The 20,848-nt window shown below is 51.6% G+C and carries 30 protein-coding genes and 1 pseudogene; 22 read left to right on the top strand and 9 right to left on the bottom strand.

What is annotated here, in order from left to right; all coding sequences use genetic code 11:
* The first annotated feature begins 283 nt into the window (after window positions 1-283).
* Both waaA and coaD read left to right on the top strand, forming a co-directional pair.
* Entirely contained in the window at window positions 284-1,561 is a 1,278-nt protein-coding gene (waaA, locus tag WB371_RS10990; RefSeq protein ID WP_336220097.1) for a lipid IV(A) 3-deoxy-D-manno-octulosonic acid transferase, read from the top strand.
* An 8-nt stretch (window positions 1,562-1,569) separates the two neighbouring features.
* A complete protein-coding gene (gene coaD, locus WB371_RS10995) occupies window positions 1,570-2,049 on the top strand; it encodes a pantetheine-phosphate adenylyltransferase (RefSeq protein ID WP_336220098.1) in 480 nt (159 codons plus the stop codon).
* An 18-nt stretch (window positions 2,050-2,067) separates the two neighbouring features.
* Here the strand turns inward: coaD and mutM are convergent, their stop codons facing one another.
* From mutM to radC, 4 genes are all read right to left on the bottom strand, one after another.
* Window positions 2,068-2,877, bottom strand: coding sequence for a bifunctional DNA-formamidopyrimidine glycosylase/DNA-(apurinic or apyrimidinic site) lyase (gene mutM / locus WB371_RS11000; RefSeq protein ID WP_336220099.1), 810 nt, complete (start codon window positions 2,875-2,877; stop codon window positions 2,068-2,070).
* 98 nt (window positions 2,878-2,975) lie between these two features.
* Window positions 2,976-3,143, bottom strand: a complete 168-nt coding sequence (gene rpmG / locus WB371_RS11005) for a 50S ribosomal protein L33 (protein ID WP_001051798.1) — start codon at window positions 3,141-3,143, stop codon at window positions 2,976-2,978.
* 20 nt (window positions 3,144-3,163) lie between these two features.
* Entirely contained in the window at window positions 3,164-3,400 is a 237-nt protein-coding gene (gene rpmB, locus WB371_RS11010) for a 50S ribosomal protein L28 (RefSeq protein WP_002436699.1), read from the bottom strand.
* A 265-nt stretch (window positions 3,401-3,665) separates the two neighbouring features.
* Window positions 3,666-4,331: a RadC family protein gene (radC, locus tag WB371_RS11015; protein WP_336220100.1), complete on the bottom strand. Its 666-nt coding sequence runs from the start codon at window positions 4,329-4,331 to the stop codon at window positions 3,666-3,668.
* Window positions 4,332-4,503: 172 nt separating this feature from the next.
* Here radC and coaBC point away from each other — a divergent pair, with 172 nt between their 5' ends.
* The 3 genes from coaBC (at window position 4,504) to slmA (ending at window position 6,864) form a co-directional block, all read left to right on the top strand.
* A complete protein-coding gene (coaBC, locus tag WB371_RS11020) occupies window positions 4,504-5,724 on the top strand; it encodes a bifunctional phosphopantothenoylcysteine decarboxylase/phosphopantothenate--cysteine ligase CoaBC (RefSeq protein ID WP_336220192.1) in 1,221 nt (406 codons plus the stop codon).
* Window positions 5,702-6,160: a dUTP diphosphatase gene (dut, locus tag WB371_RS11025; RefSeq protein ID WP_336220101.1), complete on the top strand. Its 459-nt coding sequence runs from the start codon at window positions 5,702-5,704 to the stop codon at window positions 6,158-6,160. The genes coaBC and dut overlap by 23 nt, the downstream gene beginning before the upstream one ends.
* A gap of 107 nt (window positions 6,161-6,267) precedes the next feature.
* Entirely contained in the window at window positions 6,268-6,864 is a 597-nt protein-coding gene (slmA, locus tag WB371_RS11030) for a nucleoid occlusion factor SlmA (protein WP_336220102.1), read from the top strand.
* 82 nt (window positions 6,865-6,946) lie between these two features.
* Here slmA and pyrE read toward each other — a convergent pair whose 3' ends face one another.
* Together pyrE and rph are read right to left on the bottom strand one after the other, a co-directional pair.
* Window positions 6,947-7,588, bottom strand: a complete 642-nt coding sequence (pyrE, locus tag WB371_RS11035) for an orotate phosphoribosyltransferase (protein ID WP_336220103.1) — start codon at window positions 7,586-7,588, stop codon at window positions 6,947-6,949.
* A gap of 77 nt (window positions 7,589-7,665) precedes the next feature.
* Window positions 7,666-8,382 carry a ribonuclease PH gene (gene rph / locus WB371_RS11040; RefSeq protein WP_336220104.1) on the bottom strand — a complete coding sequence of 239 codons (717 nt, stop codon included), beginning with the start codon at window positions 8,380-8,382 and terminating at the stop codon, window positions 7,666-7,668.
* Between the two features lie 125 nt (window positions 8,383-8,507).
* On the opposite strand from rph, the gene WB371_RS11045 reads away from it, so the two are divergent.
* From WB371_RS11045 to WB371_RS11075, 7 genes are all read left to right on the top strand, one after another.
* On the top strand, window positions 8,508-9,371 hold the full coding sequence (locus WB371_RS11045; protein WP_336220105.1) for a YicC/YloC family endoribonuclease: 864 nt from the start codon (window positions 8,508-8,510) through the stop codon (window positions 9,369-9,371).
* Between the two features lie 187 nt (window positions 9,372-9,558).
* Window positions 9,559-10,821, top strand: coding sequence for a tyrosine-type recombinase/integrase (locus WB371_RS11050; RefSeq protein WP_336220106.1), 1,263 nt, complete (start codon window positions 9,559-9,561; stop codon window positions 10,819-10,821).
* A 499-nt stretch (window positions 10,822-11,320) separates the two neighbouring features.
* On the top strand, window positions 11,321-11,872 hold the full coding sequence (locus WB371_RS11055; RefSeq protein ID WP_336220107.1) for an XRE family transcriptional regulator: 552 nt from the start codon (window positions 11,321-11,323) through the stop codon (window positions 11,870-11,872).
* Between the two features lie 12 nt (window positions 11,873-11,884).
* Window positions 11,885-12,073, top strand: coding sequence for a hypothetical protein (locus WB371_RS11060; RefSeq protein ID WP_336220108.1), 189 nt, complete (start codon window positions 11,885-11,887; stop codon window positions 12,071-12,073).
* On the top strand, window positions 12,054-12,230 hold the full coding sequence (locus tag WB371_RS11065) for a hypothetical protein (protein ID WP_336220109.1): 177 nt from the start codon (window positions 12,054-12,056) through the stop codon (window positions 12,228-12,230). The genes WB371_RS11060 and WB371_RS11065 overlap by 20 nt, the downstream gene beginning before the upstream one ends.
* Window positions 12,230-12,790: a hypothetical protein gene (locus WB371_RS11070; RefSeq protein ID WP_336220110.1), complete on the top strand. Its 561-nt coding sequence runs from the start codon at window positions 12,230-12,232 to the stop codon at window positions 12,788-12,790. The genes WB371_RS11065 and WB371_RS11070 overlap by 1 nt, the downstream gene beginning before the upstream one ends.
* Window positions 12,787-13,131, top strand: a complete 345-nt coding sequence (locus WB371_RS11075; RefSeq protein WP_336220111.1) for a hypothetical protein — start codon at window positions 12,787-12,789, stop codon at window positions 13,129-13,131. Before WB371_RS11070 ends, WB371_RS11075 begins: the two co-directional genes overlap by 4 nt.
* Before the next feature lie 68 nt (window positions 13,132-13,199).
* Here WB371_RS11075 and WB371_RS11080 read toward each other — a convergent pair whose 3' ends face one another.
* Both WB371_RS11080 and WB371_RS11085 read right to left on the bottom strand, forming a co-directional pair.
* Window positions 13,200-13,400, bottom strand: coding sequence for an AlpA family transcriptional regulator (locus WB371_RS11080; RefSeq protein ID WP_336220112.1), 201 nt, complete (start codon window positions 13,398-13,400; stop codon window positions 13,200-13,202).
* The gene (locus WB371_RS11085) at window positions 13,393-13,611 is read right to left on the bottom strand and encodes a hypothetical protein (protein ID WP_336220113.1); all 219 of its coding nucleotides are present in this window, start codon (window positions 13,609-13,611) and stop codon (window positions 13,393-13,395) included. Before WB371_RS11085 ends, WB371_RS11080 begins: the two co-directional genes overlap by 8 nt.
* Before the next feature lie 428 nt (window positions 13,612-14,039).
* On the opposite strand from WB371_RS11085, the gene WB371_RS11090 reads away from it, so the two are divergent.
* From WB371_RS11090 to WB371_RS11105, 4 genes and pseudogenes are all read left to right on the top strand, one after another.
* Entirely contained in the window at window positions 14,040-14,399 is a 360-nt protein-coding gene (locus WB371_RS11090; RefSeq protein WP_023240550.1) for a helix-turn-helix domain-containing protein, read from the top strand.
* 8 nt (window positions 14,400-14,407) lie between these two features.
* Window positions 14,408-14,929, top strand: a complete 522-nt coding sequence (locus WB371_RS11095; RefSeq protein ID WP_336220114.1) for an ImmA/IrrE family metallo-endopeptidase — start codon at window positions 14,408-14,410, stop codon at window positions 14,927-14,929.
* Between the two features lie 454 nt (window positions 14,930-15,383).
* Complete coding sequence (locus tag WB371_RS11100) at window positions 15,384-16,112, top strand: hypothetical protein (protein WP_336220115.1); 729 nt, start codon at window positions 15,384-15,386, stop codon at window positions 16,110-16,112.
* A 95-nt stretch (window positions 16,113-16,207) separates the two neighbouring features.
* Window positions 16,208-16,327 (top strand): annotated as a pseudogene (locus tag WB371_RS11105) (hypothetical protein); the annotation flags it as partial.
* 147 nt (window positions 16,328-16,474) lie between these two features.
* Here WB371_RS11105 and WB371_RS11110 read toward each other — a convergent pair.
* Window positions 16,475-16,669 carry a hypothetical protein gene (locus WB371_RS11110; protein ID WP_336220116.1) on the bottom strand — a complete coding sequence of 65 codons (195 nt, stop codon included), beginning with the start codon at window positions 16,667-16,669 and terminating at the stop codon, window positions 16,475-16,477.
* Between the two features lie 136 nt (window positions 16,670-16,805).
* Here WB371_RS11110 and WB371_RS11115 point away from each other — a divergent pair, with 136 nt between their 5' ends.
* The 6 genes from WB371_RS11115 to WB371_RS11140 are packed head-to-tail and all read left to right on the top strand — an operon-like array spanning window position 16,806 to window position 20,640.
* Window positions 16,806-17,006 (top strand): host cell division inhibitor Icd-like protein, encoded by a 201-nt coding sequence (locus WB371_RS11115; protein WP_336220117.1) that lies wholly within the window; start codon window positions 16,806-16,808, stop codon window positions 17,004-17,006.
* Window positions 16,999-17,193: a hypothetical protein gene (locus WB371_RS11120; RefSeq protein WP_336220118.1), complete on the top strand. Its 195-nt coding sequence runs from the start codon at window positions 16,999-17,001 to the stop codon at window positions 17,191-17,193. Before WB371_RS11115 ends, WB371_RS11120 begins: the two co-directional genes overlap by 8 nt.
* Window positions 17,186-17,374 carry a hypothetical protein gene (locus WB371_RS11125; RefSeq protein WP_000271786.1) on the top strand — a complete coding sequence of 63 codons (189 nt, stop codon included), beginning with the start codon at window positions 17,186-17,188 and terminating at the stop codon, window positions 17,372-17,374. Before WB371_RS11120 ends, WB371_RS11125 begins: the two co-directional genes overlap by 8 nt.
* A complete protein-coding gene (locus tag WB371_RS11130) occupies window positions 17,367-17,675 on the top strand; it encodes a hypothetical protein (RefSeq protein ID WP_336220119.1) in 309 nt (102 codons plus the stop codon). The genes WB371_RS11125 and WB371_RS11130 overlap by 8 nt, the downstream gene beginning before the upstream one ends.
* Complete coding sequence (locus tag WB371_RS11135; RefSeq protein WP_218506282.1) at window positions 17,675-17,896, top strand: hypothetical protein; 222 nt, start codon at window positions 17,675-17,677, stop codon at window positions 17,894-17,896. The genes WB371_RS11130 and WB371_RS11135 overlap by 1 nt, the downstream gene beginning before the upstream one ends.
* Window positions 17,893-20,640 (top strand): DUF927 domain-containing protein, encoded by a 2,748-nt coding sequence (locus WB371_RS11140; protein ID WP_336220120.1) that lies wholly within the window; start codon window positions 17,893-17,895, stop codon window positions 20,638-20,640. The genes WB371_RS11135 and WB371_RS11140 overlap by 4 nt, the downstream gene beginning before the upstream one ends.
* Window positions 20,641-20,848 lie beyond the last annotated feature (208 nt).

The raw sequence follows: 20,848 nt of genomic DNA on the forward strand, positions 1-20,848 counted from the left end.
GCAGCGATCCGACTCGAATAAATTATAAGCATACTTTGGATATTTCTTATTTAAATCAAACTGATATTCATTAAACCACTATACTTTGTATGACCACTGTATGCTGGAAACAAAGGCAAGGACGATAAAAATCAATAAATAGCATAAAAATGCAAAAAATCTGTGCAGGGTTGCCGACGTTAGTCGTACTTAAAGCTATTTAAGTCAAAAACAGGAAAAGTAATGGTAAAGCCTCAGCTAAATACATAGAATCCCCAGCACATCCACAAGTCAGCTATTTACTATGCTCGAATTGCTTTACACCGCCCTTCTCTACCTTATTCAGCCCTTGATCTGGATACGGCTTTGGGTGCGCGGACGTAAGGCCCCGGCCTACCGTAAACGCTGGGGTGAACGCTACGGATTTTACCGCCGCCCCCTGAAACCGGGCGGAATCATGCTCCACTCCGTTTCTGTTGGTGAGACACTGGCGGCCATCCCGTTAGTTCGCGCTCTGCGTCATCGCTATCCCGACCTGCCGATCACCGTCACTACCATGACACCGACCGGTTCCGAGCGCGTTCAATCCGCCTTCGGCAGCGATGTCCAGCATGTTTATCTTCCCTATGATTTACCCGATGCTCTGGGCCGTTTCCTGAATAAGGTTGACCCCAAACTGGTATTGATTATGGAAACTGAGCTGTGGCCAAACCTGATTGCCGCGCTGAATAAACGTCATATTCCCCTGATCATCGCCAATGCGCGTCTCTCCGCCCGCTCCGCCCAAGGCTATGCGAAGCTGGGTAAATTTATCCGCCGGATCCTGCGTCGTATTACGCTAATTGCAGCGCAAAATGAAGAAGACGGTCAGCGCTTTGTGACGTTAGGCGCGAAGAATAATCAGGTGACCGTCACCGGCAGCCTTAAGTTCGATATTTCCGTTACCCCACAGCTCGCCGCGAAGGCGGTGACGCTCCGCCGCCAGTGGGCACCGCATCGCCCGGTGTGGATTGCAACCAGCACACATGACGGTGAAGAGAGCATTGTTATCGCCGCTCACCAGGCATTGTTGCACCAGTTTCCGAACCTGCTGCTCATCCTTGTGCCACGCCATCCGGAACGTTTTCCTGATGCGATCAATCTCGTGCGTGATGCCGGTCTCAGCTATACCACCCGTTCTTCGGGTGAAGTCCCTTCATCCAGTACGCAAGTGGTTGTCGGTGATACGATGGGCGAACTGATGCTACTTTACGGGATTGCCGATCTCGCGTTTGTTGGCGGCTCTCTGGTTGAACGTGGCGGGCATAATCCGCTGGAAGCGGCGGCGCACGCTATTCCGGTGTTGATGGGACCGCACACCTTTAACTTTAAAGATATCTGCGCACGTCTGGAACAGGCCAGCGGTCTGATTACGGTCACGGATGTGACCAGCCTTGCCAAAGAGGTTTCCTCTTTACTGACCGATGCTGATTATCGTAATTTCTATGGTCGTCACGCAGTTGAAGTACTCTATCAAAACCAGGGTGCGCTCCAGCGCCTGCTGCAACTGCTTGAACCTTATCTGCCACCGAAAACGCATTGAGGGCTGTTATGCAAAAACGGGCGATTTATCCAGGCACTTTCGATCCGTTGACCAACGGCCATATTGATATCATCACACGTGCCACGCAGATGTTTGACCATGTCATTCTGGCCATTGCGGCAAGTCCCGGTAAGAAACCGATGTTTACACTGGATGAACGCGTTACGCTGGCACAGCAGGCCACTGCGCACTTGCCCGGGGTTGAGGTGTTGGGCTTTAGCGATCTGATGGCAAATTTTGCCCGCGAGCAACAGGCAAACATACTGATTCGTGGTTTACGCGCCGTGGCGGATTTTGAATATGAGATGCAACTTGCCCATATGAATCGCCATTTAATGCCTGAGCTTGAAAGCGTATTTCTGATGCCTTCAAAGGAGTGGTCCTTTATCTCGTCTTCGCTGGTCAAAGAAGTGGCCCGTCATCAGGGCGATGTCACGCACTTTCTGCCCGCGAATATCCACCAGGCATTGATGGATAAGCTCAAATAACCCTTTCTTATCGACGCATCACTTCTGGCACTGACGGCAATAGAACGTCGCACGTTGCGCGTGTTTTGAGGCAACAATCGGCGTTCCACACACTCTGCACGGCTCTCCTTTTCGACCATACACCTGTAATTCCTGCGCAAAATAGCCCGGTTTGCCATCGCTTTGCAGGAAATCTTTCAGCGTTGTCCCGCCCTGCTCTATTGAGCGCAGTAAAACGGCCTTTATCACCCGCGCCAGCAGTTCACATTCCGTCAGTGACAGGGACGAGGCCAGCCGGTCAGGATGAATACCGGCGGCAAACAGCGATTCACTGGCGTAGATGTTCCCGACACCCACCACCAGCTTGTTATCCATCAGCCAGGGTTTAATCGCCGTTTTCTTCTTCGCACACTTCTGTTGCAGATACTCGCCATTAAAATCATCGCTCAGCGGTTCCGGGCCGAGATGCGCCAACACGTTGTGCCCTTCCAGCTCTTTCGTCCAGAGCCATGCGCCAAAGCGACGAGGATCGGTGTAACGCAGCACTTTACCGTTACTCATCACCAAATCAACGTGGTCATGTTTTTCCGCGGGTAGCTCTTCGGGAAGAATCCGTAAGCTCCCCGACATCCCCAAATGGATGATGATCCAACCATCGGGCAGCTCCAGCAAAAGGTATTTTGCCCGACGCTGAACGCTCAACACCGGTTTGTCGCTCAGACGGTAGATCTCTTCCGACACCGGCCAACGCAGACGCCCATTACGCACATTTGCATGCAGAATGGTTGCCCCGACCAGATGCGGTTCAATACCGCGGCGGCTGGTTTCCACTTCAGGTAATTCAGGCATAACGTCTCCGGCTGGATATCAGGTCTCACTAATATGGGGACGCTTAGATAACAAAAAACCCCGCCGAAGCGAGGTTTTTCATTACAACAAAGCGAGAATTATTTAATTTTCGCTTCTTTGTAGATAACGTGCTGACGGACAACTGGATCAAACTTTTTCAGTTCCAGTTTTTCCGGCTTAGTACGCTTGTTCTTCGTGGTGGTATAGAAGTGACCAGTACCAGCAGAAGAAACCAGCTTGATTTTCTCACGAATACCTTTAGCCATGATTTATTTCCTCTAAGTACTTAGTACTTTTCGCCACGGGCACGCAGTTCAGACAGAACTGTATCAATGCCTTTCTTATCAATTACACGCATACCTTTAGCAGATACACGCAGGGTGACAAAACGCTTCTCGCTCTCTACCCAGAAACGGTGAGAGTGCAGGTTAGGCAGGAAACGGCGTTTAGTCGCGTTCAGTGCGTGGGAACGGTTGTTACCGGTCACCGGACGCTTGCCAGTAACTTGGCAGACTCGGGACATGTCTATTCTCCAAAAATCAAATTAGCTCGAGCTTCGTATGGGGTATCGGCGCCTCGTCAGGCTTTACAGCCCGGTCATCGCGGTTCTACACACCATCATTCAGAATGCTTGACGCAACTTGAATCATTGTGTGTCTAAGTGAACACTCGATTGCCAGGCCCAAATGCCAAACCCGAGATTCTCAAAGGTGGCGTAGTATACGCTGAGTCAGCGATGTGCTCAAGTCCCGAACAGACAAAGATCCCGATGGATCGCGCAAAGTGCGTTAAATCCAACCGCGTTCTGCAAAAGAAACGTACTCTCCACGTCCAATGACAAGATGATCAAGCACACGGATATCCATGTACTGACAGCATTTTACGACACGCTCGGTGATGAGTTTATCCGCTTTACTCGGCTCTGCACAGCCTGACGGGTGATTATGCGCAAGGATCACCGCTGATGCATTGATTTTTATCGCTTCGCGAATAATTTCGCGTGGATGAACCTCAACATGGCTTAGCGTGCCGGAAAAAAGGCGACTGTGCTTTATGACCTTGTGTTGAGCATCGAGAAAAATAACCATAAAAACCTCCCGCGCCTCCTCCACAAATTGGCTGTGCAAAAAGTCTCGTGTCAGTTCCGGACTGAGCAGCGGATTCGCCCCCTTTATTTGTACGTCATAATAGCGCCGGGCCAGTTCAGCAATGCCTTTTAGCTGCGCATATTTTGCCACGCCAATCCCCGTTACACTGTTGAACTGTGAATAATCCGCCGTCAACAAACTGCGCAGAGAACCAAAATGTTCCAGGATCTCCTTTGCCAGCGTAAACACATCTCTCCCGGACGCGCCGGTGCGTAAGAAAAGCGCCAGCAATTCAGCATCTGTTAACGTCTCGACCCCTTGCGCCAGCAGTTTTTCTCTTGGTAATAAGCGCTCAACCGTGTTCATCCCACACCTCCTTAGGCCTGAAAGCAGGGTGGCATAGCCTTTAAAGGTAATCGACGCACAATTTCTACTCCTGCGTAGCGCCTCGCAAAGTGATTTACGGGTGAACACACGACATTTTACGGATTGTGATAAAATGTCCGCCTTCTGATGACATCCAACAGGAAAGATCATGATGGGTCTGGCCGGTAAAAAAATCGTTCTCGGCGTCAGCGGCGGTATTGCTGCCTACAAAGCCCCTGAACTGGTGCGTCGCCTGCGTGAACGCGGTGCCGATGTCCGTGTGGCAATGACCGAGGCGGCTAAAGCATTTATTACCCCACTCAGCTTACAGGCGGTTTCCGGATACCCCGTATCCGATAGTCTGCTGGATCCCGCAGCAGAAGCCGCAATGGGCCATATTGAGTTAGGGAAATGGGCCGATCTGGTGATTCTTGCTCCTGCCACGGCGGATCTGATTGCGCGTGTTGCGGCAGGTATGGCAAACGATCTGGTCTCTACGATTTGCCTGGCCACCCCCGCCCCTGTCGCCGTCTTACCCGCGATGAATCAGCAAATGTACCGGGCAGCAGCCACCCAACATAACCTGGAAGTGTTGTCCTCCCGTGGATTGCTCATCTGGGGACCAGATAGCGGTAGCCAGGCATGTGGCGACATTGGCCCGGGCCGTATGCTGGATCCTTTAACCATCGTCGACATGGCCGCGGCGCATTTCGCCCCTGTCAACGATCTGCAACATCTGAAAATCATGATTACAGCGGGTCCAACGCGTGAACCGCTCGATCCGGTGCGTTATATTTCCAACCACAGCTCCGGCAAGATGGGTTTTGCCATCGCCGAAGCGGCTGCCCGTCGTGGCGCAAACGTGACACTGGTATCCGGTCCGGTGGCATTACCTACCCCGCCATTCGTGCAGCGTATTGATGTCATGACCGCTCTGGAGATGGAAGAGGCCGTGCAATCTGCCGTGCAGCAGCAACATATTTTTATTGGCTGTGCCGCTGTCGCAGACTATCGGGCGGCCGTAGTCGCCAGTGAAAAAATTAAAAAGCAGGCGACACAGGGCGATGAATTAACAGTAAAAATGGTTAAAAACCCCGACATCATCGCAGGGGTCGCGGCACTTAAAGACCATCGTCCCTATGTCGTTGGGTTTGCCGCGGAAACGAATAATGTGGAAGAATATGCCCGGCAAAAACGTCTCCGTAAAAACCTTGATTTGATCTGTGCGAACGATGTTTCGCTTTCAACACAAGGCTTTAACAGCGACAACAATGCATTGCACCTTTTCTGGCAGGATGGAGATAAAGTCTTACCGCTTGAACGTAAAGCACTCCTGGGCCAATTATTACTCGACGAGATCGTGACCCGTTATGATGAAAAAAATCGACGTTAAGATTCTGGACCCGCGTGTGGGTAAGCAATTTCCGCTACCGACGTATGCCACCTCCGGTTCCGCCGGACTTGACCTGCGGGCCTGTCTCGATGACGCCGTAGAACTGGCTCCAGGCGCAACAACGCTGTTGCCAACCGGGCTGGCTATCCATATTGCCGATCCCTCTCTGGCTGCCATTATTCTGCCGCGCTCCGGGCTCGGCCATAAACACGGTATCGTACTGGGAAACCTGGTGGGGCTGATTGACTCCGATTATCAAGGGCAGTTGATGGTATCTGTCTGGAACCGTGGTCAGGACAGCTTTACCATTGAACCAGGCGAACGTATCGCGCAAATGGTCTTTGTTCCGGTTGTGCAGGCCGAATTTAATCTGGTGGAAGAGTTTGACGCCACCGATCGTGGTGAAGGCGGTTTCGGCCATTCTGGTCGTAAATAAGACATTTACGCATCCCAATAAGTCATAACATTACCGCAAACCTGGGTTTGCGGTCATAGCGTGGATGCTCGCCTGGCAAGTGCTTATTTTCAGGGGTATTTTGTAACATGGCAGAAAAACAAACTGCGAAAAGGAATCGTCGCGAGGAAATACTTCAGTCTCTGGCGCTGATGCTGGAATCAAGCGATGGAAGCCAACGCATCACAACGGCAAAACTGGCAGCTTCTGTCGGCGTTTCCGAAGCGGCGTTGTATCGCCACTTTCCCAGCAAAACTCGCATGTTCGATAGCCTGATCGAGTTTATCGAAGACAGCCTGATCACGCGTATCAATTTAATACTGAAAGATGAAAAAGACACGTACGCGCGTCTGCGTCTGATTGTGTTGTTGATTCTGGGCTTCGGTGAGCGAAATCCTGGCCTGACGCGGATCCTGACCGGGCATGCGTTAATGTTTGAACAGGATCGTCTGCAAGGGCGAATTAACCAGTTGTTCGAACGCATTGAGGCGCAAATTCGCCAGGTTCTGCGGGAAAAGCGAATGCGCGAAGGGGAAGGCTTTGTAACAGATGAAACGCTGTTAGCAAGCCAGCTTCTCGCTTTTTGTGAAGGTATGCTGTCGCGCTTTGTACGCAGCGAATTCAAGTATCGTCCAACAGACGATTTTGACGCTCGCTGGCCGCTGCTCGCCGCGCAACTGCAATAACATGGTTACCGGATGGCGGCTTCGCCTCCTCCGGTAACTGATCAATAAAGCCCGGTAAACGCAGTGTCACCGGGCCATTCATTTAAACGCCAAACTCTTCCCGATACGCCCGCACCGCCGCCAGATATTCCGCCATTTCTGGTTTCTCTTCCAGCCAGGTAATCAGATCCTTAAGAGTGATGATGGAAATCACTTTGCAACCATAATCGCGCTCAACCTCCTGAATCGCAGAAATCTCGCCACGTCCGCGTTCCTGACGATCCAAAGAGATCAGTACGCCGGCAAGCGTTGCGCCGTTCGCCTGAATAATCTCCATCGACTCACGAATTGCCGTACCCGCGGTAATCACATCATCTACCAGCATCACGCGGCCCTGCAATGCGCTCCCCACCAGCGTGCCGCCTTCGCCGTGGTCTTTGGCTTCTTTGCGGTTAAAGCAGTACGGAAAATCTTTGTCGTGATGCTCGGCCAGCGCAACCGCCGTGGTCGTCGCAATCGGAATGCCTTTGTAAGCAGGCCCAAAAAGCAGATCAAACTCAATCCCAGAATCCACCAATGCTTCTGCATAAAAACGGCCTAACAGTGCCAGATCGCGCCCGGTGTTAAACAGTCCGGCGTTGAAGAAATAGGGGCTCTTGCGCCCGGATTTCAGCGTAAACTCGCCAAACTTGAGCACCTGTTTGTTAAGCGCAAACTCAATAAACTGGCGTTGATAGGCTTTCATGGATTCGCTCCTCTGTTCATTTTGATCATTGACAAAATCTATGGACAAAAAAAGGCGACTCACTGGTCGCCTTAAAATCAATTGGTTAACGCCGCTTTCTGCGTCGCGACAATGGATTCAATTCCCCCTCGGGCTAATGCCAACAAGGTAAGAAGTTCTTCATGGCTGAACGGCTCGCCTTCTGCGGTGCCCTGCACCTCAATGATTCGCCCGTCTTCGGTCATCACCACGTTCATGTCAGTTTCTGCCGCCGAATCTTCCACGTACTCCAGATCGCAGAGCGCTTCGCCATTAACGATCCCTACAGAAACCGCAGCAACCATCCCTTTCATCGGATTGGTTTTCAGCTTTCCGCTGGCGACCAGCTTATTCAGCGCATCTGCCAGCGCAACACAAGCTCCGGTAATGGAAGCGGTACGCGTACCACCATCCGCCTGAATCACATCGCAATCCAGCGTGATGGTGAATTCGCCTAACGTTTTGAGATCTACCGCGGCACGCAGCGCACGCGCGATCAGACGCTGAATCTCCATTGTGCGGCCACCCTGCTTACCTTTTGCGGCTTCACGGGCGTTACGAGTATGGGTTGCCCGTGGCAACATGCCATATTCAGCCGTAATCCAGCCCTGGCCCTGACCTTTCAGAAAACGCGGAACGCCTTCTTCAATTGAAGCGGTACACAGCACTTTTGTATCACCAAATTCGACCAGCACTGAGCCTTCAGCGTGTTTTGTATAGTTACGAGTCAGGGTTACGGGACGCACCTGATTAGCGCTACGGCCTGCTGGACGCATATTGAGATCTCCGGCTTGAAACGAATGTGGCTGCGCATTATACGGGCTTCCGGCGGTTATTCCTATCCTGATAAGGCCGGGATGGCTATAATCCTCCCATCTCTCCTTTAAAAACAGGAACGTCTATGATCCGCAGCATGACCGCCTACGCCCGGCGTGAAATCAAGGGTGAATGGGGTAGCGCCACATGGGAAATGCGCTCGGTAAACCAGCGTTATCTGGAAACTTACTTTCGTCTGCCGGAGCAGTTCCGTAGCCTTGAGCCTGTTGTTCGCGAACGCATTCGCACACGTCTGACGCGCGGAAAAATCGAGTGCTCGCTGCGTTTTGAACCCGATGCCAGCGCCCAGGGCGAACTCATCCTCAATGAAAAATTAGCAAAACAGCTCGTTAACGCGGCTAACTGGGTCAAAATGCAGAGCGACGAAGGGGAAATCAATCCTGTCGATATCCTGCGCTGGCCTGGTGTGATGGCAGCCCAGGAACAAGACCTGGATGCAATTGCGGCAGAAATCCTCACTGCGCTGGATAGCACTCTTGATGATTTCATCGTGGCGCGTGAAACGGAAGGCCAGGCATTGAAAGCGCTGATCGAACAGCGTCTGGAAGGGGTCAGTGCTGAAGTGGTTAAGGTCCGCACCCATATGCCAGAAATCCTGCAATGGCAGCGTGAACGCCTGGTTGCAAAACTGGAAGATGCGCAGGTGCAACTGGAAAATAACCGTCTGGAGCAGGAACTGGTTCTGATGGCGCAGCGCATTGATGTGGCGGAAGAACTGGATCGACTGGAAGCACACGTGAAAGAGACCTACAACATCCTGAAGAAAAAAGAGGCAGTAGGTCGCCGTCTGGACTTTATGATGCAGGAATTCAACCGCGAATCGAATACGCTGGCATCAAAATCCATCAATGCTGAAGTGACGAATTCTGCCATTGAGCTGAAAGTCCTGATCGAGCAGATGCGCGAACAGATCCAGAACATCGAGTAAATTTGCATGCCGTCGCATGAAATTGCAGAAAGCCAAACTAGCCCGCATAATGCGGGCTTTTTTATTTTCATATTGTCGCATATGATTGCATAAAATCGCGCAACATCCTTGTACCCAAGGTTGTACCCTCACTCTTTTTTCAGCTCCAATCTGGGTACAAAGTGCAGTTCAATCTTCAGGTGGCAATATGGCAAAGCTCACAGATATCCAGATCAAGGCATGGATTAAAGCAGGAGAGCGTTTCGAGGGACGTTCAGACGGCAACGGGTTGTACCTTCGTTACCGGGAAGGGGATAAAGTCCCTGTATGGCGTTTCCGGTACCAGTTCGCCGGGAAATCACGGGTAATGATGATTGGCTCTTATAGCGAGATATCCCTGTCCAAAGCGAGAGAAACGACCAGAGAATTATCTGCGCGTGTTGCCCTCGGCTTCGACGTTGCCGGGGAAAAGAAAGAGCGCAAGGCGGCCGCTGTAGAGAGGATGGAGCAGGAGAAAAACGCACTTCGCGTGTCAGCGTTAGCAACCGAGTATTTCGAACGGCAGATTATGGGGCGCTGGAAACATCCCGATCTTCTGCGCCGGAGAATCGATAAAGATATTAACCCTCATATTGGCAACCTGAAGGTGGAGGACGTGAAGCCCCGTCATATCGATGCGATGCTACAGAGCGTTGTTGATCGTGGTGCTCCGACCGTAGCTAATGACGTTCTGCGCTGGACTAAGCGCATATTCGATTACGCTATCAAGCGTCATGCACTGGAATTAAACCCGGCTGGGGCATTTGACCTGTCAGACGCTGGCGGCCAGGAGAGCAGCCGCGAGCGCTGGCTGACCCGTGACGAGCTTATCCGTTTTTTCCAGGCTATGCGCACCGCAAAAGGATTCAGCCGTGAGAACGAGCTCACCATGAAGCTAATCCTCTGCCTGTGTTGTCGCAAAATGGAGCTGTGCGGCGCTCCATGGGATGAATTCGATCTCGATGAAGCGGTGTGGCGCTTGCCAGCAGAACGCGTTAAAAACGGCGACGCTATTGATATACCGCTACCTCCACCTGCGGTGGGATGGTTGAGAGAGCTGCGTACGATAGCGGGCAGGGGGAGTAAATGGGTTCTCCCTGCGCGGAAGATGCAGCATCGCATGATCCCCCACATTCAGGAAAGCACACTCCCTGTGGCGCTGGCAAAAGTGCGCCGCGAAATGGCAGAAGTGCCAAACTTCACAATTCATGATTTCAGACGTACCGCCCGCACCCATTTAGCGGCGTTGGGTGTGGATCCCGTAGTCGCAGAGCGTTGCCTAAATCACCGCATTAAAGGTGTTGAGGGTATCTACAACCGCCACCAGTACTTTGAGGAACGACGGGCAGCGCTGGAGCTGTGGGCGGGGCTTCTGGTTTCGCTTGAACGAGGGGAAAACTACAACATTGTCCCCATAGCTAAAACTATGTAATCGTTTTTCTCATGTGTGACTTTGCATTAACGGTTTCAACGGTTTTACGGTTTCATTATGGTTATTTATATTAAAAATTAGATGGTTATCTGAAACCGTTCACTGAAACCGTGTTTTTTATAGCGGTTTCAGTAATTACCCCCTGCCCGAGAACACGCCAGCCACCAGCGCTAAAAAAACCTGCGAAATCATCATCCTCCAGATCTGGAGGATACCGCCGGCCCTCCCCCTACAAACCACCCTAACTTATTGATTTAAAGAGTAGAGCAAATCTGCTTTATGCCACTAGCTCGCACCCGTCCCCAAAAACAAAAAGCCCAAGCTGGAGACGCCTGGGCTTTTGGGTACTGGTAACCATGTTCGGAATTACATCATTGAGTTCTGACCTCACTTTGCATATTACCACAAGAAAATCACATTGCAATAATCGCAACAAAGATTATCATCATTGCACAATATGAAATGCAAATGCCCGATAGAACAAACTGAGGTCTGACCGATGAAAGATATTACAAACATCGCCGTGACTGGCGAAGATGGCGTGGTGACTTATGCCGATGGCAGCAAAGAAGAGTTCGAGTGCAGTGGAACCGTTGCGAACATCATTGCAAGTCTCGCAACGACACTTGAGAAAGAACGCACAATGCGCATCGCTACCGGCGACCGTCTGCGCCGCATGTACACCCGCGACAGCGATATGGTTTCCCGCGGTCTGAATAGCGCGCCTTCCCTCTCCACAGCTCCCACCGCAATGACCGCCGAGTTTATGCGCCTGGTACGCGCCGTAGCGCCGAAATACGATTCAGCCCTGCCCGACGCTGACCCGCGCCTCGTCACGCTCGATGTGCTGCGCTACGCCCCTGCTGAGGCGTTCAGCGCCGTACACCCTACCCCGATGTCAGAAATTCAGTTGGATCAGGCTATCGACGTGCTGGAACAGGTAGGCGACTACATGAAGGCCAACAACGTCGAACCGAAGGTTTTCAACACTGGCGACGCCATCCGCAGCATTAATGCCGACAACGCCAGTTTCTGGGGCAAAAAACACTAAGGAGATATGAGCATGTCTATTTATGACCCGAAATTAGCAGCAGGCAACACACTGAGCGGCCGCCGCCAGATGCTGACCCGTCAGGACCTTGAGGCGGCAAAAGCGCGAAATAACTTCGATCGCCAGAGTCGCAGCCTGCAGCAACTCAACGAATCAAACGCACAGTTCTGGAGTGAACAGGATGAGAAAGCCAAACGTTAAGCCAGTCTTGCTGTCCGCCGAGCAGATACAGGCCATACGCAACATTCAGGAACGCGAACGCCAGCGCTCCGATCTCGGCGTCGCCCCCACCGTTCACCAGATAGCCCGTGGCCTTATGGCTAAGGCGCTGGCTTCACTGGCAACCGAGGGCGCGTGATGGGGCTTATTGTTGAAATCAGCAAAAAGCCACTATGGGACAGAAGTGTTGCCCTGCACGAAGCAGGGCACGCTATCGCCGCGTGGATCAGCGGTTCACGACATATAGAAATTGCCCTGGCCAATGAATTCAGGATTGCTTATTTGAGCAATGGAAAACAAGCTGACGATTGTCGTGCTGTGTGTTCTTCCCAGCTTGCTAGCCATGAGCTAATCGACGAGCTGGTGATCTCATTCGCCGGTGTAATGGCGCAGCACCTGTATACGGGGGAGGCTCCCGAAGCGTTACTAAAGATCGCAAAAGGTGACGCGCGAGATATTGAAACAGCGCTTGATGAGTATCATAGGCAGGGTGCAACGCTGGAAGAACGCCAGACAATGCATGATAAGGCTTATTCACTATCACTCAAACTGGTAACGCGCTATTGGTGGGAGATTATCGCCCTCGCTAAGATGCTGGAACATTACAGTTATTTGCCACAGAATAAAGTTAGTGGCTTCCTGAGTCATTTCTTGTCCCTACAGTCACCTCGCGGCATCCTGCAGGAGCTTGATTCATGAAAATACCCTTAGCCGTTATATGTTCAGCCCTGTGCATTCCGGCTTACGCCATACAATGCGGGGCGTTCTCTGTTCAGCCTGGCAGGGACATGACGACAATCAACGGCGATAGTATGCGCGTTGTATCGGTTAAATTTTCCGGGGCTTACCACGACTATTCACAAGCGACACTTACCCTATTGCCCGATAACATCACAACGGCGGATAGACAGTACCGTATGACCACAGAAGGCGGTAACGCAGTGCTGGAGCTTATGACGAGAGAGCTCCCGCCGCGTGTACTCAATCGCGAACAGTGCGACAGTGGGCTAAGTGGGTTCGACTGGTACACAGGCGGCTAAACAGGATAGCTGGTACTCATAGTCTTTAATCTGTAAGCCCGCGTTATTGCGGGCTTGGCCACCGGTAACTACTTATCTCTCTGCTTAATAATATCCAGCTTCCAGGCATCAACCTCACCACGCACCCACCTTGCTGTCCGGCTCCCTAACTTCACCTGTCTGGGGAAAGCCCCCTGCCCGATGCGAAGATAAATCGCCGATTTCTTAAACCCCGTGGTTTTCTCTACTTCTTTGATGGTTATAAGGTCTGTTGGCGAATCGTTAAACATTTTGCGCTTCCTCATACTTAATCGCCTGATTGGCCTTGCTGTTAACACCGCCATCCGCGATCCATTGTTCAACAGCTGCCCGGCTGTAAACCGTTGGGTGTGTGAGTATAGGGGCAGGGAAGCCGCACTTCATTCTCAGGCGCCACACCGCTGTTTTTCTTTTATTGAGTAGGGAAAACACTTCCTCTTCGGTCATTAGATCTATTTTCATTTTTAACCTCATTCGATAATAAAATTATCCCTCTGTAATTAAAGGGAAATACCATCATGACAAAAACGAATGAGGCAAATGATGATGATCTGCTCACTCCAGACGAAGTGTGCGAAATTTTACGGATAACTCAGAAGACGCTTTGTGAATGGAACAATACGCATCGGCACCGCCAGCTGCTGGCACCGATTCGGTTTTCAGCGAAGATCGTACGCTATGAGCGGTGCAATTTGAAAGCGTTTATCGATAAATGCCGTAGTCATTATTAAGCTAGTATAAGAAAGTAACATCCTTCAGACACGAAGATGTTCTTTGAAAAGAAAACAAATCAACATATTTTTGTTGATTTTTTTTCTGAGGTCTGTTAATCTAAGACTAGGCAAGCATGGCAACACGCTTGCTCACCAGTAATCAACGAGGATACAACCATGTTAACGCCGTTTGGTAAGACAGTTAGAAAGATGCGCATAGACTTGGGACTGACGCTGAAAAGCATGGCCGAGGCTATGGGCATGACCTCGTCTTATCTTTCAGCAATTGAAACTGGTAAAAGGGCGGTCACCAAACCCGTACTTGATAGCATCATTGGCTATCTCAATGCGGATGAAAAACAAAAAGAAAAGCTTATCAGTGCGGCTCGTGACTCTCAGCAATCAGTAGAGATCAGCTTGTCAGGTAAGAACGGCCATGCTCGTGAGGTCGCAATTGCGTTTGCACGCAGTTTCGATGAGTTAAACGAAGAAGATTTCAGAAATTTACGTCAGATTTTGAATAAGAAAGAGCAGTAGGAGGAAGCTTGAGCGGACAAGATTACCGTGTACCCCCGCAGAATCGCGAATCAATACGCTCTATCGTTAGATCGCTGCGGAGCACGTTCGGTATCACAGGTTTGAAATTTCCTGTTATGGAGGTAATCGAGTTCGCATTGCCCCAGTTGATTCCGGATTTCGAACTCCACATCGGAGGAATGAAGGAGATGGGCGAGACACACGGGCTCACCTATCCCCAAGACCATTTACTGATCCTACGTGAAGATATTTATGAAGGAGCATTGAATGGGGTAGGTCGTGACCGTATGACTGCAGCGCATGAGTTAGGCCATCTTCTCATGCATAAAAACATAGCGTTCGCTCGAGCAGCTCCAGGGGTTAAAATCCGCCCTTTTGAGAGTAGCGAATGGCAGGCAAAATGTTTTAGCGGGGAACTATTAGTGCCAGCAATGCATTCCAATGTTCTCAAGGGAATGACTGATGAGGATGTAGCTGAAGCATGTGGCGTATCACTCGTCGCCGCACGTTACCAGTTAGACAAAATGTAAAACCCCCTGCAAGGCGCCAACCAATGCAAGGGGTCTTTAGGTGATGAATCCAAGAGGCATCACCACCGTGAACAGCTTCAATAGACAGCCCGAACTTAACACCTTCGGGGAAGATGTTCAAGGGAAAAATCTCTCTTGGTAAGGAGGTGTTTGATGGATGGGTTTACGTTCTATCGTAAAAAAAGCGGCTCCGAAAGGGTTCCGCTGGGTATTCTGCCGCTACCGCAAGGTGCGTGGGAAATCCAACAAAGTACTTGATGCGCACGCATACGGGTACGAAGCATGGGCTTTCTTAGTCCGTTGCTAATTCACATGGTGGTGTAGCTGAGGTTGCACCACCTTTTTTATTGGTTCAAAGTGATATTGAGGCTATCCCGACGGGGAGAAAAGCGGCCACGCCTTGCCGCCTGCCTCGCCCATTATCTTAAGGCGGTGACGTGTAAGGCGAACGTGCATGAACGATTTTATTTTTCCTTTCGACTCCCTACCGGTCCCCGAAACTCTAGCAAAACTTAACGAGATGGGAATTGCGCCGTTTAAGATAACTCAAGACGATGTGGAAACATGGTTCAGCGAAGGGAAGATAGAGCTGTGTTTTAATTGGGGCACCCTTATTGTACCCAGCTGGGATGATATGAACGCTATCTGGAACGATCCGGCCACTCACCCTACATACATTAGCCAAATAGACGCAAAGCCATACGGTGTGAATGTAGCATTCTCACCGCTGAAAATTCCACACTTCTGCGAATACTGCGATAGTGATACCGATCATCAAGAGTTACTTTTCTTGTCGCTACACATATCGAGCATGGTGCTACCCCGTGCGGAAGTTGAGAAGATTTACCAGATGGTAAAAGGCCTTGATACCCCCTGCTCGGATGAAAGCAAGATAGTATCAACAGAACTGATAAAAATGGTTCACGGTAATACAGAACGCAATGCTCTAATGCGCGAAAGGATCCTGCTTGCAGCGGGGTACGTAAAATTTACCTATCCTTCAGAATGCAAAAATAAGCGCGGCAAAGAGTCTTGTGCAGCATGGGCAGCTGCATTGCTGGATCACTGGCACTTATTCGGTGACGATAACGATATACCGAGCATAAGAGTAACCGAGGACATAATCCGCGATATTTTCAAACTCCCCGCGACGCGCCGACGGGCAGGGAAAACAACACCGTAATTTTAGTGTGTGCACGCTAAAAAGTAGCGTCGTTTCTGCCGTATCACCCGATCCGTAGCCTTGCGATTACACCCAAACACGTAGGATGTAATCGCATGAAATCGCAAACTTTCATTTTCCCCACCAGCGGTAACGCCCGCGCTCGGCACGTAGCGCACTATCTTGGTGTGCACATCAGCACCGTATGGCGCTACGCAAAGCGCCCTGATTTTCCAAAGCCCCATCAATTAACCGATGGCGTCACCGTCTTTGACGCCGCTGCCGTACGCCAATGGAACGCCCAGAGAACCGGGGGCGGGAATGCTTAACGCTACCGTGTCCACACACTGCCCGGCCGTCGTTCGATTACCACTGTTGGTGGGTCAGGCTTTCGGCTCAATGCCAAGACGCTTGAGCTCATTGCGGCCCAATGTCTTCATCCAGTTAGCCAAACTCATACCAGCATCGCGAGCAGCAGACTCAAACTGTTCTTTCAGTTCCGGGGCAATTCTCACTTGGAAAGCTGGGGCCTTTCCCCCGCCTTTAGGCTGTTTGTCACGCTGTATTACTGTTGACATGTGTGTACCTATTAAACTAAGATTTAAATCAATAGGTACACACCTTAACATGTTAAGGCTACCAAAAACAACGCCCCGTAGTGCTCGCAACACATACAGGGCGTCTAACCACGAACCGTTAATCGGAGTAACAGTTATGGCTGGATTACAGCATACCCAAACTCATCCTAAATATCAGTATCGCTTTATGGCGCTCGATCGCGCTGACCGCCAAGCGAAACTCTGCAAAATCATTGTCGAAGCCACCAGCGAGCATGAAGCGCGTAAAGTGCTGGCGCCTCACTACATCCTGTCACTGTCCGCCGTTCTGCCTGTTCAGGAGGTGCGCCATGTTTAACGTCATTGTCACGGTCACCTATCACTTTTCGGGAACGATCCGTCGTTTTGCTATTCCGGAACGTTTCAATAATCGTGAGCTCGCAGAGAAAGCGGCGCAGCAGTTAATCCATACCAGCTATCTGGATGATGGAGTGAGCAGAATTGTGACCCACGCGGCGGAAGTAGTGGAGGTGCGCCATGTATGACGCCTACCTGAACCCAAAGGACGCACTCCGTCCGATCGCCGTTGCACTCGAGGCCGCGCAGTTTATCGCGCTCGACCCGGAGAACACCGATTTAGCCCATGAGCTGATCGCCTGGGCACTTGAAACAGCCGCACGCGCCTCAGCTGCGCAACGTAACACCCCGGAGGTGGACAATGCTTAATCTCAATACCCTGAATCTTTTCACGCTGCCGCTGAACGGTGGCGCCGCTGAGACAGCATCAGGCGATCTGCGTCTGCTGGCCGCTGTGGGTGACGAGGCTCGCAACGACTATCTGCGCGGCGTGAGCGCTATCGGCAATCTGATCTTCTGGGCGTGCGATAACCCCAACTACACCGACCATAAAGCCGACCTGCCGGCGCTGGGCGCGTTCCTGAAACATACCGCTGATATGGCACGCGCCGCTGAGTTTATGGCGGGACACCTGGACGCACTGGCCGACGACAAAGAGGGGGACGAATAATGCCACGCAAACATCGTTCATCAAGCAACCTGATCAAGCTAATGGAGCGCCAGAAGGGTGTAGGGCGCGACGATATTCAGACCGCAAGCAGCCGCTCTACGTTAACGCCGCATGAGCCGGACGGCACCTACGCCACGAACCGACATACCCGCCGCATGCTGCGCAAGCTTCACGGTATTGAAGCAAAAAGAATGTGTGACCTGAAAGGAGGTCAGAAGTGAGTGGATTCGATCACCTGATGGAGCAGGGGCAGAAACGCACCCCTGCTCGTTTTACAGCAAACAGCTTTTCTGACCTGTGCAAGGCCATTCTATCGCATCGTGTGCAAATTTCCATCACACCGGAAATGACGGATGAAGAACGGCGCAAAGAAAAGCAGAAATTATACTGGTTCTCTGCACCAACGCAGAAAGCCGGGCAGCGGCGTATTGTGGCGAATATGGCGGCATGTGCCTTCGGCTCTCTGGACATTGACGAGAGCACGCCCGGCGCAATAAAAGCTCTCACACCTGTTTTAACACGCCGTTCTGTGATGGTTTACACGACGGCTAGCCATACCGCCGAAGCGCCGCGCTTGCGTATCGTCTGCGAACTATCCAAACCGATAGAACCAGCAGAACGGGGAGCCATCCTCACCGCAGTAGAAACGATGCTGATGCAAAGCGCAGGTTTTACGCTCGTGAGCTTGGAGGGGCAGAAATCACGCTGGGAGAAAGGCGGCGATTACGTGGCGTTAGACCGCAACGTGTATGGTCAGCAAAGTTATCTTTATTGCCCTCATGAAGGCGCAAAAGTACAGACTTACGCTGGCGAAATTATTGACGTTGACGCTCTCACACGATCCGCAGAAGCGCCAAAAGCCAAGAAGCCCACCAGCAAAACGACTGTAACAAAACAGCCTCAGCAGGGTGCAGAGATTGACGACATGGCCACTGCACCAGATGCCTTTGTCATTGATGATCTGCGTAGCGCTCTCAGCTTCCCTAAATGGCAAAATCCGAGCGACGACTACGAGACGTGGATCGGGAACGGTATTCGCCTGGCATCGCTGAAAGGTACCGAATACGAGGACGAAGCAAAAGCGTTGTGGCTCGAGTACAGCGCACGTTCGGTGGCGAACAATCCCGAATTTACAGAGGAAAAATGGGAAACATTCAACGCTGAGCGCTCCAGCTATCGGGGAATTTTTGCCGATTCGCAGAATATGGGCTGGGTTAACGAGTCGACGAAACGCGCAGCTGCAAGGATGCTGCCGAGGGTTGAAGCCAGAAGTGATGGCCTGTACCACGTTACCCCGCGAGTGAACAAGCAGACGGGCGAAGTTGAAGAACCCTCCGTTTGGTTATGTTCCCCGGTCGAGGTTATTGGTCGCGGTACTGATGGCGGCGAAGAATATCTCGTGCTGTCCTGGCTGTGTAACGGTCAAAAGGTAACGGAAGCGCTACCTCTCTGTGATATTGGAGAGCGAGAAGGCTGGCGACGTATGAAAGCTGGTGGGATGAATGTCACATCAAAATCCAGTTTACGGGCAGTGTTGGGTGACCACCTGCAGCTATGTGGTGAACAGACTCGCTGGAACGTGGCAAAAACGACGGGCTGGCAGCATGGCGCGTATATCATGCCGGACGGCGAGATCATTGGTACAGCTTCTAAGCCGGTGATCTTTTGCGGTCATTCAGCTACAGCGCAGGGCTATACCGTTAAAGGCACACCGGAGAGCTGGCGCGATAACGTGGCACGTCTGGCGGCCGGTAATCCTTCAATGGTGACCGCCATCGCCGCAGCGTTCGCCGCGCCTATGCTGTCGCTGGTGGGCGCTGATGGTTTCGGCATCCACTTTTATGAGCAATCCAGCGCCGGTAAGACGACTACGGCCAACACCGCAGCCAGTATCTACGGTTCGCCGGACAAGACGAAACTGACCTGGTACGGCACTGCGTTGGGTATGGTGAACGAAGCAGCTGCTCACAACGACGGGTTTATGTCGCTGGATGAAATTAGCCAGAACACCCGGCGGCGCGATGTGGCCGAGTCGGCTTATGCGTTGTTCAACGGCGTAGGGAAATTGCAGGGACGTCGTGAGGGTGGGAACCGCGAAATTCTGCGATATACCACCGTCGCCCTAAGTACCGGTGAAACCGATCTGGAGAGCTTCATTCGTGAAGATGGCGGCAATGTTAACGCCGGGCAACTGGTGCGCCTGTTGAATATCCCGCTGACCCGAGCCACCAGCTACCACACACTGCCCGATGGTAAAGCGCACGCCGACGCCCTTAAATCGTCCTACCAGAGCCACTACGGCGCGGTTGGGCGTAAGTGGGTGTCTATGCTGGCGGATAACCCGAAAGCGGCACAGGATGCCGTAGCCGTGGCAAAAATGCGCTGGAAATCATTACTGTCCACGCAACATGGAGAGCAGGCCGGACGCGTGGCAGATTGTTTCGCCATTCTTGAAGCGGCACTGGTGCTTTCACAGCCACTCACGGGGTGGGATATTGCTGAATGCCGGGCGGCGGTTGAGCATAATTTCAGGACGTGGGTTGCGCTGTACGGGGCAGGTAACCGCGAGTTTGTCCAGGTCGTGGAAATGGTGGAAAACTTCCTGCTGGTGAACGAAAGCCGGTTTGATGTTATTGCGAGTTCGGAATCGGAAGGGTTTCCCACACTATCGACTGACAAAATACGTCGTGCGGGGTGGCTGGCGCTTAACGGCGCTCCTGATGGCCGGAATGTCTATTACGTGCTTCCCGGCGTATTCAAAGCAGAGACTATACCGGGTAAAGAACACGTCCAGGCTGCCAAGATCCTGCATGAAGAAGGTGTTTTATGGAAGAAAACCAAGGACAGATACACCTCACTCACACCACGAATTAACGGTCAACAGTACTGGACGTACGCTTTAATGCTCGTTCCGGTGGTAGAGGGTGAAGAATCAGAGGCAGCACCCGAGACCGATCTGATTTAATCCACGCAGCCCGCAATTCATATGAAGCGCGGGCTTTTTAATGAATGCGTAAAATTTTACAAGATATTCCCCTTCCTCGCGTCATATCAAAGCAATATGCTTAGTTTTTTATTCTGTGAAACCGTGCGAAACCGAAATGATACAACTACCGATTTTATACAATGTAAGAGCTGACGCGGCTCTCAGCCCGACGAAACCGTAAAACCGC

It is taken from the genome of Citrobacter amalonaticus, from assembly GCF_037053465.1.
Lineage (GTDB): Bacteria > Pseudomonadota > Gammaproteobacteria > Enterobacterales > Enterobacteriaceae > Citrobacter_A > Citrobacter_A amalonaticus_H.